This window comes from Enemella evansiae (assembly GCF_002250705.1).
GTDB classification, from domain to species: domain Bacteria; phylum Actinomycetota; class Actinomycetes; order Propionibacteriales; family Propionibacteriaceae; genus Enemella; species Enemella evansiae.
In genome coordinates this window covers 114,887-129,162 of record NZ_NMVP01000012.1, presented here as the reverse complement: position 1 = coordinate 129,162, position 14,276 = coordinate 114,887, and the positions used below count along the sequence as shown (strand labels likewise).

At 70.5% G+C, this 14,276-nt stretch carries 14 protein-coding genes; 6 read left to right on the top strand and 8 right to left on the bottom strand.

The features are described 5' to 3' along the window. Position 1: 1 nt before the first annotated feature. On the top strand, positions 2 to 469 hold the full coding sequence (locus BI335_RS09245) for a phage tail protein (RefSeq protein ID WP_094356531.1): 468 nt from the start codon (positions 2 to 4) through the stop codon (positions 467 to 469). On the opposite strand, the gene BI335_RS09240 is transcribed toward BI335_RS09245, so the two are convergent. Next, on the bottom strand, positions 453 to 788 hold the full coding sequence (locus BI335_RS09240; RefSeq protein ID WP_094430492.1) for a hypothetical protein: 336 nt from the start codon (positions 786 to 788) through the stop codon (positions 453 to 455). The two genes, BI335_RS09245 and BI335_RS09240, sit on opposite strands and share 17 nt — an antisense overlap. After that, positions 775 to 1,197 (bottom strand): hypothetical protein, encoded by a 423-nt coding sequence (locus tag BI335_RS09235; protein ID WP_144009103.1) that lies wholly within the window; start codon positions 1,195 to 1,197, stop codon positions 775 to 777. The genes BI335_RS09240 and BI335_RS09235 overlap by 14 nt, the downstream gene beginning before the upstream one ends. A gap of 16 nt (positions 1,198 to 1,213) precedes the next feature. Between BI335_RS09235 and BI335_RS09230 the strand changes: the two genes are divergently transcribed. After that, on the top strand, positions 1,214 to 1,750 hold the full coding sequence (locus BI335_RS09230) for an MFS transporter (RefSeq protein WP_229119520.1): 537 nt from the start codon (positions 1,214 to 1,216) through the stop codon (positions 1,748 to 1,750). Continuing rightward, a complete protein-coding gene (locus tag BI335_RS09225; RefSeq protein WP_094405060.1) occupies positions 1,747 to 2,694 on the top strand; it encodes a PfkB family carbohydrate kinase in 948 nt (315 codons plus the stop codon). Before BI335_RS09230 ends, BI335_RS09225 begins: the two co-directional genes overlap by 4 nt. 21 nt (positions 2,695 to 2,715) lie before the next feature. Here BI335_RS09225 and BI335_RS09220 read toward each other — a convergent pair whose 3' ends face one another. After that, positions 2,716 to 3,633: a cation diffusion facilitator family transporter gene (locus tag BI335_RS09220; protein ID WP_094405061.1), complete on the bottom strand. Its 918-nt coding sequence runs from the start codon at positions 3,631 to 3,633 to the stop codon at positions 2,716 to 2,718. Positions 3,634 to 3,641: 8 nt separating this feature from the next. Next, positions 3,642 to 4,718: a LacI family DNA-binding transcriptional regulator gene (locus BI335_RS09215; RefSeq protein WP_094405062.1), complete on the bottom strand. Its 1,077-nt coding sequence runs from the start codon at positions 4,716 to 4,718 to the stop codon at positions 3,642 to 3,644. 74 nt (positions 4,719 to 4,792) lie between these two features. Between BI335_RS09215 and BI335_RS09210 the strand changes: the two genes are divergently transcribed. The 3 genes from BI335_RS09210 to proC all read left to right on the top strand — a co-directional run bounded on the left by BI335_RS09210 (position 4,793) and on the right by proC (position 7,921). Next, positions 4,793 to 6,028 (top strand): MFS transporter, encoded by a 1,236-nt coding sequence (locus BI335_RS09210; protein WP_208109431.1) that lies wholly within the window; start codon positions 4,793 to 4,795, stop codon positions 6,026 to 6,028. Positions 6,029 to 6,089: 61 nt separating this feature from the next. Next, a complete protein-coding gene (locus tag BI335_RS09205) occupies positions 6,090 to 7,127 on the top strand; it encodes an aspartate-semialdehyde dehydrogenase (RefSeq protein WP_094430488.1) in 1,038 nt (345 codons plus the stop codon). Then, positions 7,124 to 7,921 carry a pyrroline-5-carboxylate reductase gene (proC, locus tag BI335_RS09200; protein WP_094430486.1) on the top strand — a complete coding sequence of 266 codons (798 nt, stop codon included), beginning with the start codon at positions 7,124 to 7,126 and terminating at the stop codon, positions 7,919 to 7,921. The genes BI335_RS09205 and proC overlap by 4 nt, the downstream gene beginning before the upstream one ends. A 20-nt stretch (positions 7,922 to 7,941) precedes the next feature. Here the strand turns inward: proC and BI335_RS09195 are convergent, their stop codons facing one another. The 4 genes from BI335_RS09195 to BI335_RS09180 form a co-directional block, all read right to left on the bottom strand. Then, entirely contained in the window at positions 7,942 to 9,048 is a 1,107-nt protein-coding gene (locus BI335_RS09195; RefSeq protein ID WP_094430484.1) for a uroporphyrinogen-III synthase, read from the bottom strand. After that, complete coding sequence (gene cobA / locus BI335_RS09190; RefSeq protein ID WP_094399341.1) at positions 9,045 to 9,791, bottom strand: uroporphyrinogen-III C-methyltransferase; 747 nt, start codon at positions 9,789 to 9,791, stop codon at positions 9,045 to 9,047. Before cobA ends, BI335_RS09195 begins: the two co-directional genes overlap by 4 nt. Then, entirely contained in the window at positions 9,788 to 12,322 is a 2,535-nt protein-coding gene (nirB, locus tag BI335_RS09185) for a nitrite reductase large subunit NirB (protein ID WP_094430482.1), read from the bottom strand. The genes cobA and nirB overlap by 4 nt, the downstream gene beginning before the upstream one ends. 272 nt (positions 12,323 to 12,594) lie before the next feature. Beyond that, positions 12,595 to 14,211: a DUF222 domain-containing protein gene (locus BI335_RS09180; protein WP_094430480.1), complete on the bottom strand. Its 1,617-nt coding sequence runs from the start codon at positions 14,209 to 14,211 to the stop codon at positions 12,595 to 12,597. Positions 14,212 to 14,276 lie beyond the last annotated feature (65 nt).

Sequence of the window (14,276 nt, the reverse complement as noted above, 5' to 3'; positions counted from 1 at the left end):
CATGTCCTATGCCGTTGACTTCCACACCGTCTCGACCGTCGGGCTGGAGTCCTCGCCCGTCGCCGACGCGCTCGCCGGGTTGCGGGCCAACGAGGCGCGCTATTTCAAGAACAAGTACGACCACACCTTCACCGTCGAGGCGGCCAGCGAGCCGGAGGGGAAGGCGGCGGTCGATCGGGTGAGCGGAATCCTCAAGCAGGAAAGGGATATCGTGATCGCCTCACCGGCGCTGGAGGCGACCGACTTCGAGGTCGACGGCATCCGGATGACCTACGTCTTCTATGAGAGCGGCCTGTCCATCAACGTGATGTACACCCTCGCCGACGGCGGCAAACGTGCCGTGGGCTTCAAGCTCTCCGATGGCATGGAGGTCCCCGACGAGCTCGGCGCCTTCAAGTTCGCCCGGCAGAAGTCGAAGCTGGCCGGGACGATCCGTGGCTCCTACTTCGTCCTTAAGGGCGAGCACTAGGCCAGGCGTTCAGCCCGACGACCCAGGCCAGGCCGAGGGCGGCACCGAGGACGGGGGAGTAGATCATCACCCCGACCGCCAGCAGGCAGCCGAGTACGCCGAGCGCGGCGCGCCGGCCGCGGCGTACCTCGCCGCCGAAGATCCATGGCGCGATCACCGCCGCGATCGGCAGCAGCCACGCCGCGAGCGGCAGTCCACCCGGGTCACCGGCGAGCGCGATCGAGGTGCGCACCGCCAGTGCCAGATAGGCCCAGCCGACCAGCAGCGCGGCGAGCGCGACCAGCCAGTCCTTGCCCAGCAGGGATCTAGCGGTACTCACTGGCGGCCTGTTCGGCGACCTGGGTCAGGTGGCTACGGTGCCGCAGTCGGCTGGTCGCCACCTCAAGCTCCGCCGAGGCCTGCCGGGCCGCGCGCCGGGCACCGGCCAGCTCCGCATCGGAGGCCAGTCGTTTGGCGTGCCGGCCGGTGACCAGCTGGAAGTCGCGGCTGGCCGCGTCCCGGCCGCGGCGGGCGTTCTCGAACTCCTGCTCGGCCTGCCGCAACTGCCCGGCGTAGTGATCGGCGCGGGCCAGCGCCATCCCGCGGTCGTCGAGCTGGGAGGTCAGGCTGCGCAGGAAGGAACCCTCCATCGCCCGCGACTCGTTCGCCTGCTCCCGCATCCCCGGCTGCCCGGCGCCGGCCGCCCGGCCGCTCCGCTGACCCAGCCCGGAGGCCGCCGGTGCCAGCACCAACGCCGCCTTCCTGATGAGCGTCGGGGTCGGTGCGATGAACCTGGTCGCGACGATGGCCGCGCTGACCGTGATCGACCGGATCGGGCGACGCAGCCTGATGATCGTCGGTTCGATCGGATACCTGCTGTCGTTGGGATTCCTGTCCGGGGTGATGTTCTTCTATGAGCGGATCGGCTTCAACTCCACCTCCAGTGTGCTGGTGCTGCTCGGGTTGATGGTCTTCATCGCCGCCCACGCCTTCGGTCAGGGGTCGGTGATCTGGGTGTTCATCTCCGAGATCTTCCCGAACCGGATCCGCGGGCGGGGCCAGTCACTGGGATCCCTTACCCACTGGGTGTTCGCGGCGATCACCTCGTTCGCGTTCCCGCCGATCATCGGTGCCCTGGGTGGCGGGGTGGCCTTCCTGATCTTCTTCGTGGCGATGATCGGGCAGCTGATCTGGGTGCTGAAGGTGATGCCCGAGACCAAGGGCGTGCCGCTGGAGGAGATGGAGGCCAGGCTCGGTGTGACCGATGATGTGAGCACACCGACCCGGGAAGGACAGCGATGACGAGGATCCGACTGCTGAGCGTGGGCGAGGCACTGATCGATGTGGTGGACCAGCACGGCCGCACATCCGAGCACGTGGGCGGCAGCCTGCTCAACGTGGGGTGCGGGCTCGGCCGGCTCGGTCACGACTCGACCATCCAGACATGGATCGCCCGTGACGAACGGGGGGAGCGGATCCGGGACTGGGTGAGCGCGGCCGGTGCGAGCCTGGCCGAGGGATCGGAGGAGGCCGAGCGCACCCCGGTGGCGTACGCCACCCTCGACCTGCACGGCCACGCCGACTACACCTTCGACCTGGAATGGCGGCTGCCGAAGCCGCCGGCCGATGACTACCAGCACCTGCACACCGGCAGCTTCGCCTGCACCCTGGAACCCGGCGGCAGCCAGGTGGTCGCCGCGGTGCTCAAGCTGCGCGAACAGGGCACGGTCTCCTACGACCCGAACATCCGCCCGGCGCTGATGGAGAGCGCGGAGGCGGTGCAGCCCCGGATCGAGGAACTGATCGGACTGGCCGATGTGGTCAAGGCCTCCGATGAGGACATCGAGTGGCTCTATGGCGATGTGCCGCTGGAGGAGGTGATCGCCGGCTGGCGGGAGCGCGGCCCCTCGCTGGTGGTGATCACTCGCGGGCCCTGGGGTGCGCTCGCCGCACTGGCCAGCGAACCCGAGGTGCTGAAACTCGATCAGCTGCCGGTCACCGTCGCCGACACCGTCGGCGCCGGGGATTCGTTCATGGCCGGGCTGATCAGCGGCCTGGTCGACGCCGGCTTCATCGGCTCCCGCGCGGCCGCCGACCGGCTCGCCGTGGCCGGCTGGGCGGACGTGCAACCCGCCCTGCAACGCGCCATCGTCACCGCGGCGATCACCGTCAGCCGCGCGGGGGCGTACGGTCCGGACCGCGACGAGGTGCAGGCCGCCCAGGCCACGGCACCGGCCGCCGAGTAGGGCGTACGTCCGGGCGGGTCGTCAGGGTTCGAGCGGCACCTCACCGACCGGGATGTCGGCCCAGGAGGCCGGGTCCTCGATCGGCTCCAGATGGGTGGTCACGGTCAGATCGGGGATGGTGGCACGCAGCTCGTTCTCGATCTCCTCGGCGAAATCGTGGCCGCGCTGCACGGTCCAGACCCCGGGTACGAGCACGTGCACACTGGCGAATCGCTGATGCCCGGCGACCCGGGTCTGCAGGCCGTGGAAGGCGACCTCGTCGCTGCTGCGGCGGCGCAGCACCTCGATCAGCGCCTCGCTCTCCGCCTTCGGCAGGGCGGCATCGAGCAGCCCGGACATCGACTCGGTGATCAGCCGGGTGCCGGTGATGATGATGTTCACCCCGACCGCGAAGGCGACGATCGGGTCGAGCCGGTCCCACCCGGTGAGCCAGACCAGGCCGACGCCGATCAGCACCCCGGCCGAGGTGACCACATCGGTCATCAGGTGCTTGCCGTCGGCGGTCAGGGTGATCGAACGGTGTTTCCGCCCGGCCCGGATCAGGATCATCCCGACCACACCGTTGATGACCGAGGCGACGACCGAGACGAGCAGGCCGATGCCGACATTCTCCAGCGGCCGCGGGTTGATGAAGCGCTCCACCGCGGTCACGCAGATCACCCCGGCGGCGACGAAGATCATCGTGCCCTCGACGGCCGCGGACAGGTATTCGGCCTTGGTCCGGCCGAACGGATAGCGCGGATTCGCCGGCCGGGCGGCGACCTTGAGCGCCACCAGGGCGACCACCGCGGCGACCAGGTTCACCACCGACTCGGCGGCGTCCGACAGCAGGCCGACCGATCCGGTGAGCGCCCAGGCCCCGGCCTTCAGCGTGATCGTGACGATGGCCGTCGCGATCGCCAGCCAGGCGAATCTGCTCAGGTCCCGGGACTCACTCATGCGGCCGATTATGCAGCGCCCGCCGGTGCGGCGGTGGTGTCCCCGATCCGCAGATCGACCGGCAGCATCCGATCCGGAGGTGATTCGCCGTTCAGCACCGCGCGCAGCATCTCCCCGGTGGCCCTGCCCTTGGCGACCGCGTGCTGGTCGATCGTGGTCAACCGGTGCGGAAACCACGGCAGTGCGACCCCGTCGAATCCGGTCACCGACAGGTCCTCGGGCACCCGCAGCCCGCGGTCGGTGGCCGCCTGGATCGCACCGACGGCCAGCAGATCGCTCTGGGCGACGATCGCGGTCGGTGGCTGGTCGGCATCCAGCAGCAGGCCCGCGGCCAGCCGACCCTGCTCGACATCGGACTCGGAGGTCTGCGCGGCCGGGACGTCCCAGCCCGCGACATCGGCGAAACCGAGTGCGCGCTCCCGGGTGTCGGGATAGGCCGATTCGGCCGCGCCGGTGAGGGTGGTCAGCTCGGTCGGGCTGTGCCGGGTGAGCGGCATCATCAGGTGGGCCAACCGGTCGGGGCGGTGGCCGAGCTCGAGCAGCAGCCGGGTGATCCGGGCGGATGCACCGCGCTCGTCGATGCGCACGTGCCGCACGCTCTCCCCGAGCGGAGCCCCGGTGCCGATGATCGGTACCCCCCGGGCCTCGAGACCGGCCACCAGCGGGTTCGTCTCCTCACCGCAGAACAGGAAGACCGCCGCGTCCATCGGCTGCGCCGCCGCGCGGAGCGGGCCATCACCGGGATCGTGGATCAGCAGCAGGCCGGCCTGCATCTCGTACAGCACCTGGCTCAGTCCCTCGAGCATGGCGGCGGCGCAGGGATCTCGGAAGGCGTACGCCAGGCGTGACTCCGCGAAGGCGCCGACGATCCCGCTGCGCCCCTGGCGCAGCGAGGCGGCCAGCGGATCGGGGCCGAGGTAGCCCAGTTCTGCCGCGGCCTCGCGGACTCGGCGGACGGTCGCCGGTGCCACCGAGCCGCGTTCGCTGAATGCCAGGGAGGCGGTGGAGGCGGCGACCCCGGCGCGTTCGGCGACGTCGCGCAGCGTCGGACGCGGGTGCGCAGTGGGTTGACGACCGGTGGGCATGCCTGACAGCATAACGAATCGATTCGATCGAATCGATTCGACACAACCGACCACACCGACCCGAAAGCCGCACCGTGACCGCCACGCCGACCTCATCCGAACCGCGCACCGACGTCGACCTGCACCGCGCCTCCGGTGCGGTCTATCTGGCCTTCGTCGCCAACGGCGGCCTGTTCGCCGCCTGGGCATCCCGCATTCCCGACGCCATCCGGCAGCTCGAGGTCAGCACCGCACAGTTCTCACTGCTGCTGTTGTGCCTGTCCATCGGTGCGGTCGCCGCCCTGCCGTTGTCGGGACTGATCGTGCAGCGGATCGGGTTGTCCCGCGCCATCCTGACCGGCGCGAGCGTGGCCAGCGTCGGGGTCAGCGTGGCCGCCCTCGGCGTCACGGTCTGGTCCCTGCCGACGGTGGTGGCCGTCGGGCTGGCGTTCACCGGGCTCGGGATGGGCCTGTGGGACGCCTCGATGAACATGGCCGGAGCCGATGTCGAGCACCGCCTCGGCCGCTCGATCATGCCTCGCTACCACGCCGCGTTCAGCGGCGGCACGGTCGCCTCGGCGCTGATCGGTGCGGCAGCCTCCGCGGCGCGGATCCCGTTGGCGGTGCACATCCCCGCGCTGGTCGTGGTGCTGCTGGTCGCGGTCGTGATCGGCACCCGGCCGCTGCGTGGCCTGCGGCACCACGTGGAACCACGGCCCGATGACACCACCCCAGTGGTGACCCGCTCGGCCTGGACCGAACGCCGCACCCTGCTCATCGGCATCGTGGTGATGGTGGCCGCGTTCACCGAGGGCACCGCCAACGACTGGATCGCCGAGGCGTTCGTCTCCGGCCACGGCGTACCCAGCTGGGCGGGCATCCTCGCCTTCGCGGTCTTCCTGACCTGCATGACCGCCGGCCGGCTGGTCGGCACGCACGTGCTCGACCGCTACGGCCGGGTACCGGTGCTGCGCATCACCATGATCGCCGCCGTGCTCGGCTGTCTGCTGGTGGTCTTCGGCCCGACCCCGGTGGCCTATCTCGGTGTGGCCGTCTGGGGCATGGGGGTCGCCCTGGGGTTCCCGGTCGGGATGAGTGCCGCCGCCGACGATCCCGACCGCGCGCCGGCCCGGGTGGCGACCGTGTCCACCATCGGCTACACCGCCTTCCTCGCCGGGCCGCCGCTGCTGGGTTTCCTCGGCGAGCACTTCGGCGTGCTGCGGGCCCTGCTGGTGGTCGGGGCCGCGGTGATCGTGGCGCTCGCCTGTCTGCCGGCGGTACGCGAGCCCGCCCGCCGAGATCTTTCGTCCTCCCCGCGCCACCCGTCGTAGGCTTGCCCGAGCAACCCGGGGCAGCAGGCGTACCCGGTCCACAGTCTTGGAGTGAAACCCCATGCGCGTAGGTGTGTTCGGTGCCACCGGCCAGGTCGGCGGCGTGATGCGCGATCTGCTGGTCGAACGTGACTTCCCGGTCGATGAGATCCGGTTCTTCGCCTCGGCCCGGTCCGCCGGCAAGACCCTGGACTTCAACGGCCAGCCGGTGACCGTGGAGGACATGGCCACCGCTGACTTCTCCGGCCTGGACATCGCACTGTTCTCCGCCGGCAAGGGAGCTTCCAAGGAGTACGCCCCGAAGGTCGCCGCGGCGGGTGCGATCGTGATCGACAACTCCTCCGGTTGGCGGCTGGATCCCGAGGTGCCGCTGGTGGTCGCCGAGGTCAATCCCGAAGACTGCATCGAGCCGCCGAAGGGCATCATCGCGAACCCGAACTGCACCACGATGGCGATCATGCCGGTGCTCAAGCCGCTCACCGATGCGGCCGGTCTGCAGCGGCTGCAGGTCGCCACCTATCAGGCGGTCTCCGGCTCCGGCGGTTCCGCGGTGCAGGCCTTCGCCGACCAGGTCGCCGCCACCGACGAGCTGACCGAGCTGACCTTCGACGGCCGGATCGGCGAGGTCGCCGACCCCGCCCCCTACGTCAAGCCGATCGCGTTCAACGCGCTGCCGCTGGCCGGTGCGCTGGTCGACGACGGCTCCGGTGAGACCGATGAGGAGCAGAAGCTGCGCAACGAGTCGCGCAAGATCCTGCACCTGCCGGAGCTGCTGGTCGCCGGCACCTGCGTCCGGGTACCGGTGTTCACCGGGCACTCGCTCGCCGTGCACGCCGAGTTCGAGCGCCCGATCAGCCCCGAGCAGGCCACCGAACTGCTCGCCGATGCCCCCGGTGTCGAGCTGATGGATGTGCCCACCCCGCGCGATGCCGCCGGCGCCGACCCCTCCTATGTCGGCCGGATCCGCGCCGATCAGTCCGCCCCCGAGGGGCGCGGTCTGGTGCTCTTCGCCTCCAACGACAACCTGCGCAAAGGTGCGGCGTTGAACGCGGTACAGATCGCCGAGGTGGTGCTCTCCCAGCGGGTTCCCACCGCATGACGAGGGTCGCGCTGCTCGGCGGCGGGGTGATGGGGGAGACCGTGCTCGGCGGGTTGCTGCGCGGCGGGTACGCCCCCAGCGATGTCGTGGTGGCCGAGAAGCGGGCCGAACGCGCCGCCGAGCTCACCGAACGGCACGGTGTGGACACCGCCACCGGCCCCGACGCGGTCCGCAGCGCCGAGGTGGTGCTGCTGGTGGTCAAGCCGCAGGATGTGGCGAGCGTGCTCGCCGAGGTGGCCGACGACCTGGCCGACGAGGTGCTGGTGGTCTCGCTGGCCGCCGGGGTCACCTCGGCCGCCATCGAGGAGGCGCTGCCCGAGGGCACCGCGGTGGTCCGGGTGATGCCGAACACCCCGGCCCGGGTCGGCCAGGGGATGGCCGTCGCCTCCCCGGGTGCGCATGCCACCGACGCACAACTCGAACTGGTGAAGGAAATGCTGGGCGGCACCGGCAAGGTGCTGGTGGTGCCGGAGAAGCAGCAGGACGCGGTCACCGCGGTCTCCGGCTCCGGGCCGGCGTACCTCTTCCTGGTCGCCGAGGCGATGACCGATGCCGCGGTCACCCTGGGCCTGCCGCGTGATGTCGCCCGGGAGCTGGTCACCCAGACCCTGTTCGGCAGTGCCACGCTGTTGCAGGAATCCGGGGAGCATCCGACGTTGCTGCGCGAGCAGGTCACCTCACCCGGTGGCACCACCGCGGCCGCGCTGGCCGCGCTGGAGGCCGGCGGGTTGCGGACCGCCTTCGCCGATGCGCTGACCGCCGCTCGGGACCGTTCGGTCGAACTCGGCGGTTGAGCCGCCGCATTCTCACCTTCTCAACGCTGCAACAGATAGCCGCGACGCACCACGGTGCGCACCAGGTTGTCCGGCAGGGCGCCGCGGAGCCGGCTGATCGCCACATCGAGGGCGTGGTCGCTGGCGCCGGTGGGCAGCAGGCCGGCCAGTTCCTCGCGCGGCACCACCCGGCCGGGGCTGTCCGCCAGTCGGGTCAGCAGTCGCAGCGATACCGGTGACAGCGGCACCGTCTGCGTACCGATCCGGGCCGCGTGGCCGCGGATCTCCAGCTCGCCGAGGGCGGTCGACACGCTGCGGCGGCGGTGTGCGGTGAGGTGCTCGGTGACGGCGCGGACCAGCGCGCCGAGGCGATAGCGCTCGGGCACCACCGGTTCGATGGCGGCCGCGATCAGGCCCTGTGCGGTGACCGGGCCGATGGCGGCAGCGGTCGTCTCCCCCTCGCGGAGCGCGGCGAAGAACTCGGCGCCCCGGGGATGCGCGCGGGCGTGGTCCAGCAGGGCGTCCACCGCCGGCGCGGAGGTGAAGGTGAGCACATCCAGCTCCCCGTCGCAGACCCCGGTCACCAACCGGTCCGCGTGCGCGGCATCACCGGGCAACCAGCGGTAGGGCTCGACGCTCAGCACGGTGGCACCGGCGCCGCGCAGCCGGTCCAGCTGGCTGTGGTCGGCGTAGCCGTGCAGCTGGATCGCGACGGTGCTGCCGGCGAGCGGGGTGCCGTCGACACCGTCGGTGATCAGCCGATCGACCAGGTCACCGGTCAGGTCGCCGAAATGCGCCTCGGCATCGTCCAGGCCGGCCGCGCGGACCGCGCCACGGGCCTTCGGTCCGCGGATCAGCAGTTCGGCATTCCAGAGTGCGGCGAGCAGGTCGTCCAGCAGCCCGGCGGCGTCGGCGGCCTCGGTCCATCGGCGCAGTCCGTAGGCGGTGGTCACGATCACCGCATCGGGCCGGGCGGTGATGATCGCCCGGGTCTCGGCGAGCAGGACCTCGTCGCGTTCGGCCGGGGCGGTGCGCAGCAGCGGCAGATGGCAGACCCGGGCGCCGCGACGCTCGAAGGCGGTCAGCAGATCGGCCGAGCGCCGGTCCGAGGTCACCGCGATCGTGAAACCGGTCAGTTCCGCGTTCACGAGGCCACCCTATGACCAGCCGCAAGACGGCTGGCGTCGCCGAGGCGTACCACCTCACCGATCACCACCACGGCAGGAGATCGGACGGCGTGCAGCGCACCGGCGAGCAGGCCGGCCAGGTCGCTGGTGGTGACCTGCTGATCGGGTGCGGTGCCCCGTTCGACGGCGGCGACCGGGGTGGTCGCGGCCATGCCGGCGCGGAGCAGGCCGGCGCCGAGCTGGGGCAGCGTACCGATCCCCATGAGCACCACCAGGGTGCTGCCGAGCCGGACCAGCGCGTCGAGTTGTTCGTCGGTCGGTGGGACGTGGCCGGAGAGCACCGTGTAACCGTGTGCGATGCCGCGGTGGGTGACCGGGATCCCGGCCGCGGCCGGGACGGCGACGGCCGAGCTGATGCCGGGGATCACCCGGACCGGTACGCCGGCGGCCTCGGCGGCCTGCAGTTCCTCGTGACCGCGGCCGAGTACGAACGGGTCGCCGCCCTTCAACCGGACCACCCGCTGCCCGCGGCGGGCCCGGGCGATCATCTGCTGCTCGATCTGCTGCTGGGGCACGGCATGGTGGCCGGGGCGTTTGCCGACATCGACGACCTCGGCACCGGGTGCCCAGTCGGCCACCGCCTGCTGCGGGGCGAGCTTGTCGAGGAAGACCACGTCGGCGGTGGCCAGCGCGCGGCAGGCGGCGACGGTGAGCAGCTCCGGGTCACCGGGCCCGCCGCCGACCAGGGTGATCGTGCCGGTCATCTCGCACGCACCGGGATGGTTTCGCCGAGCGCGACCGGGCGGCGCTGGCCGCGTTCGATCACATACTGCGCCGACTCGTCGGGGGTCAGCGGCGCGTTGACGAAGGAGCGGAATCGCCGCAGTCGTTCGGGATCGGCGAGGGTGTCGGCCCACTCGTCGCTGTAGTTCTCGACGTGCCGGGCCATCGACTCCTCGAACTCCTCGGCCAGCCCCAGGGAGTCCTCGACGACCACCTGACGCAGATGGTCGATGCCGCCGTCCAGGTCCTCCAGCCAGCGGGCGGTGCGCTGCAACCGGTCGGCGGTGCGGACGTAGTAGACGAGGAAACGGTCGATCAACCGGATCAGGGTCTCGCCGTCGACATCGGTGGCGAGCTGCCGGGCGTGGGCCGGCTGGGCACCGCCATTGCCGCCCACGAAGAGATTCCAGCCCTTCTCGGTGGCGATCACGCCGACGTCCTTGGACTGCGCCTCGGCGCATTCCCGGGCGCAGCCGGAGACCGCCATCTTCAGCTTGTGCGGGGATCGCAGGCCGCGGTAGCGCAGTTCGAGCTCGATCGCCATCGCCACCGAATCGCCGACACCGTAACGGCACCAGGTCGACCCGACGCAGGATTTCACGGTACGCAAGGACTTCCCGTAGGCATGCCCGGATTCGAAGCCGGCATCGACGAGCCGTTTCCAGATCGGCGGCAGCTGATCCAACCGGGCGCCGAACAGGTCGATCCGCTGCGCGCCGGTGATCTTGGTGTAGAGGCCGAACTCCTGCGCGACCTCGGCGATCACCGCCAGCTTCTCCGGGGTGATCTCGCCGGCGGGGATCCGGGGCACGACCGAGTAGGAGCCGTCACGCTGCAGATTCGCCAGCGCGCGGTCGTTGGTGTCCTGCAGCGAGCCGCGACCGGAGTCGAGCACGTATTCGTTGTGCAGTGAGGAAAGCACCGAGGCGACGGTCGGCTTGCAGATGTCGCAGCCGTGCCCGCTGCCGAGCCGGGCGAGCACCTCGTCGAAGGACCGCAGCTCCAGCAGGCGTACCTGCTCGAAGAGGGCGGCGCGGGAGAGCGGCAGGTGTTCGCAGAGTGCGTCGGAGACCTCGACACCGGCGGCGGTGAGCTCGGCGTCCAGGGTCTTCTTCAGCAGCGGGACGCAGGAGCCGCAGGTGGTGCCGGCGCGGGTGCACTGCTTCAGCTCGGCCAGGTCGCAGCAGCCGCCGCGGACGGTCTCGCGCACGGTACCGGCGCTGACGTTGTTGCAGGAGCACAGAGTGGCATCGTCGGGAAGTCCTGCGTCGGTGGGGAGTTCGCCGCCGACGCCGAGGTATGCGCCGGGGGCGGCGGGGAGTCTGCGGCCGAGCAGCGGGCGCAGCCCGGCGTACGCGCTGGCCTCGCCGACCAGGACGCCGCCGAGCAGGGTGGTGGCGGTATCGTCGAGGACGAGCTTCTGGTAGAGGCCGCGAGCCGGGTCGGCGTAGACGACCTCGAGGGCGCCGGGGGTGTGGCCGAAGGCATCGCCGAAGCTGGCCACATCGACCCCGGAGAGCTTGAGCTTGGTCGCGGTGTCGAAGCCGCCGAACTCGCTGGGGATGCCGCAGAGCCGGTCGGCGACCACGCCGGCCATCGCGTTCGCCGGGGCGACCAGGCCGACGCAGCGGTCGTCGAAGCAGGCGACCTCACCGATCGCCCAGATCCCGGGGGCGGAGGTGGCGCAGTCCGCGCCGATCACCGCGCCGCCGCGGGGTCCGATGGCCAGGCCGGCGTCGCGGGCGAGTTCGTCGCGGGGGCGTACCCCGATGGCGACGACGACCAGGTCTGCGGGGATCGGGTCGTCGTCGACCAGGGCGAGGGCTGCGACGTTGCCGTCGGCGTCGAGGGCGACGTGCGAGGTGCGGACACCGGTACGCAGGGTGAGCCCGCGCGCGGCGACCAGCCGGCCGAGCGCCTCGCCACCACCGGCGTCGAGCTGGGCGGCCATCAGCCAGTCGGCCAGGTCGACCACGACGGGATCGCAACCCAGTTCGGCCATTCCGGCGGCGGCCTCCAGGCCGAGCAGGCCACCGCCGACGATCACCGCACGCGGTCGGCGGCCGAGGGTGGTGGTGAGCCGGGCGGTCTCCGCGCGGAGGGTGTCGATGTCGGCCAGGGTGCGGTAGACGTGGGTGGCCTCCGCGCCCGGGATCGGCAGTCGGGCAGCGGAGGATCCGGTGGCCAGGACGAGTTCGTCGTAGCCGATGGTGGACAGCGGGCCGGTGTCACTGGTGCTGATGGTGCGGGTTCCCGGGTCGATCGCGGTCGCGCGGATGCCGGTGACCAGGTCGATGTCGGTCCGCTCCCACAAGCTCGCGTCACCGAGGGTGAGGTCGACGGTGCCGGTGAGCGCGGAACTCAGCGCCACTCGGTCATAGGGGATCGCGGGCTCCTCGGCCAACACCGTGACCCGCGCCGTGCTGCGACCCGCATCGGCATGGTCGGCCATCGCGCGGGCGAAGGCGTACGCCGCCGGGCCACCACCGACCACCACAACATGTCTGGACATCCTGGCTCCCTAGCTGGTCCGGATACGGGATCTGCTTGCACAGCAGGCTAGGAACCGTCTTTCACGCCGGCGTTTCGCGATCGTTTCGGTCATGTGACGAAGTCCCACGTTCATCGAGTAGGTCGCGCAGCGACCGTGTCTTTCACGTTCCTCGAGTAGGTCGCGCAGCGACCGTGTCGAGAGGAACCGCGAGGCGAGTTGCTCATCTCGACACGCTCGGCATTGCTCCGCTTCGCTGCGCATGCCGCGCTACTCGATGAGCGTGCAGAAACCTAATCCTGGTGGGGAATCAGGGCAGGCTGAGTATCCGGCGGAACCGGCTTCTTCGCCGTCTGCTTCGCCCTCTTCTGTTGCGCTGCGTTGGCCTGGTCGCGGGCAGCCTGGCGCAGGTCGCGGAGGCGTTGGTTCTTGCGGGCGCGGCGGAGTCGCTCGCGTTCGCGGGCTTCGTCGGCTGCTTGTTCGGCTTCGGCCTGTTCCTTCTCCAACTGGGTTCGACCGTTGCACAGGGTCTCCCAAAGAAGCTTTTCGGTTCGGGAGAGTGAAGCCGCGGGGTCGTTGATCAGGTGGTCGGGTGGTGGATGGTTCCAGGTGCCGTGGCGGCTGACCCAGGCCTCCTGCCCGGCCGGTGTTTTCCAGTGGAACACCCCGGGGGAGGGTTGCTCGACCCGGAATCCGGCGTGGGTTCTGGCGCGGTGGGCTGACCGGTTCAACGGCCCCAGGTTGTCCGAACTGGTCGGCCCCTCAGGGGCGGGGATCGTGTGGTCCAGATCGATCCCGCGGCCGAACGCGCTGCGATTCGATCGAGGGAACATCACGTAGCGGTCGCGGAGCTTCACCCGCTGCGCCAACTCGTCGGAGGGTCGGTAGGTGTTGACCATCACCGGTGCGGCCAGATCGATGACCGGTCGCACCTTCACGGTGCCGGTGCACTGGGCGAGCAGCTCTTTCAGATGCTGGAGAGTGACCGGTCCGAAGGCTTCGCCTTCACCACCATGGCCGTTGGCGAGGTCCTTCTGGTGGACGTGCAGGATCAGCTCCGCACCATGCCGACAGCGCTCACCGGTGGGGGAGATGAGTTCCCCGTCACGGTTCACCACATCCCCTTGCGGGGTGACGATCGCGCCGTCGAGCAACGACGGCTGCAGCAGTTGCCGCGCCCGGTCCGGGTGGGCCAGGTGACCCAGGGCTTCGGCCCGCAGCTCGTCCCTGGACCCGTCGGAACCGCCGGCTTTGAGGACGTCGGCGAGGCGATCGAGGGTGCCGTTCAGGTGGGCGGCGTCACCGGCGTCGAGGTTGGCGTAGAGGTCGGTGATCCCCGGGGTGTTCCGGTTGGGGGTGAACTCTACGCGGCGGTGCTTCTTGGCGGCCTGGCGTTCGGCTTCTTTGTCGTCGTTGAGCATCAGTGCGACCTGGGCCTCGGTGGTCGCGACCGCTCGCTTCGGGGTGAGGTTGACCAGGTGGAGTGACCAGAGGGAGTCGAACTCGCGGGCCTGGGTGAAGGACAGGTGCAGGGCGGCGCGGGAGATGTCGCGGGCGACCCAGACGGGGATGTCGCAGTCGAGGGTGGCCTGCCACAGGATCGGATGCCGATGCCGCAGATTCAACACATCAGCGGTCCAGACCTGCGCGGTCTCGGGCGAACAGCCCAGTGACATCGCCAACTCGAGGTGGAAGAACTCGGTGATGCCGGGCGTACCGTCCGCGCCGGGGAACACGAGTTGTTCACCGTGGAGGACTCTTGCGGTGAGTTCGTCGGTGTGGGCGTTGAGGCCGGAGTAGGTGTCGCAGGCGGCGGCGATCGCAACGAGCTGGCGGGCCGAAGCCTGGGCGATGGTGTCGCTCTCGGCGCGGATCGCGGCGAAGACTTCGGCTCGTTCGGTGGTCGTCATCGGTGGTCACCTCCTCTCGACTGCTACATCCAACATTAGTCACGGTGTTCGAATAAATCAAGGGG

Bases quoted from the DNA above. Each gene is read 5' to 3' on its own strand.
- BI335_RS09245 (WP_094356531.1), top strand. From the start codon at position 2: ATGTCCTATGCCGTTGACTTCCACACCGTCTCGACCGTCGGGCTGGAG.
- BI335_RS09230 (WP_229119520.1), top strand. From the start codon at position 1,214: ATGAGCGTCGGGGTCGGTGCGATGAACCTGGTCGCGACGATGGCCGCG.
- BI335_RS09225 (WP_094405060.1), top strand. From the start codon at position 1,747: ATGACGAGGATCCGACTGCTGAGCGTGGGCGAGGCACTGATCGATGTG.
- BI335_RS09220 (WP_094405061.1), bottom strand. From the start codon at position 3,633: ATGAGTGAGTCCCGGGACCTGAGCAGATTCGCCTGGCTGGCGATCGCG.
- BI335_RS09215 (WP_094405062.1), bottom strand. From the start codon at position 4,718: ATGCCCACCGGTCGTCAACCCACTGCGCACCCGCGTCCGACGCTGCGC.
- BI335_RS09205 (WP_094430488.1), top strand. From the start codon at position 6,090: ATGCGCGTAGGTGTGTTCGGTGCCACCGGCCAGGTCGGCGGCGTGATG.
- proC (WP_094430486.1), top strand. From the start codon at position 7,124: ATGACGAGGGTCGCGCTGCTCGGCGGCGGGGTGATGGGGGAGACCGTG.
- cobA (WP_094399341.1), bottom strand. From the start codon at position 9,791: ATGACCGGCACGATCACCCTGGTCGGCGGCGGGCCCGGTGACCCGGAG.
- nirB (WP_094430482.1), bottom strand. From the start codon at position 12,322: ATGTCCAGACATGTTGTGGTGGTCGGTGGTGGCCCGGCGGCGTACGCC.
- BI335_RS09180 (WP_094430480.1), bottom strand. From the start codon at position 14,211: ATGACGACCACCGAACGAGCCGAAGTCTTCGCCGCGATCCGCGCCGAG.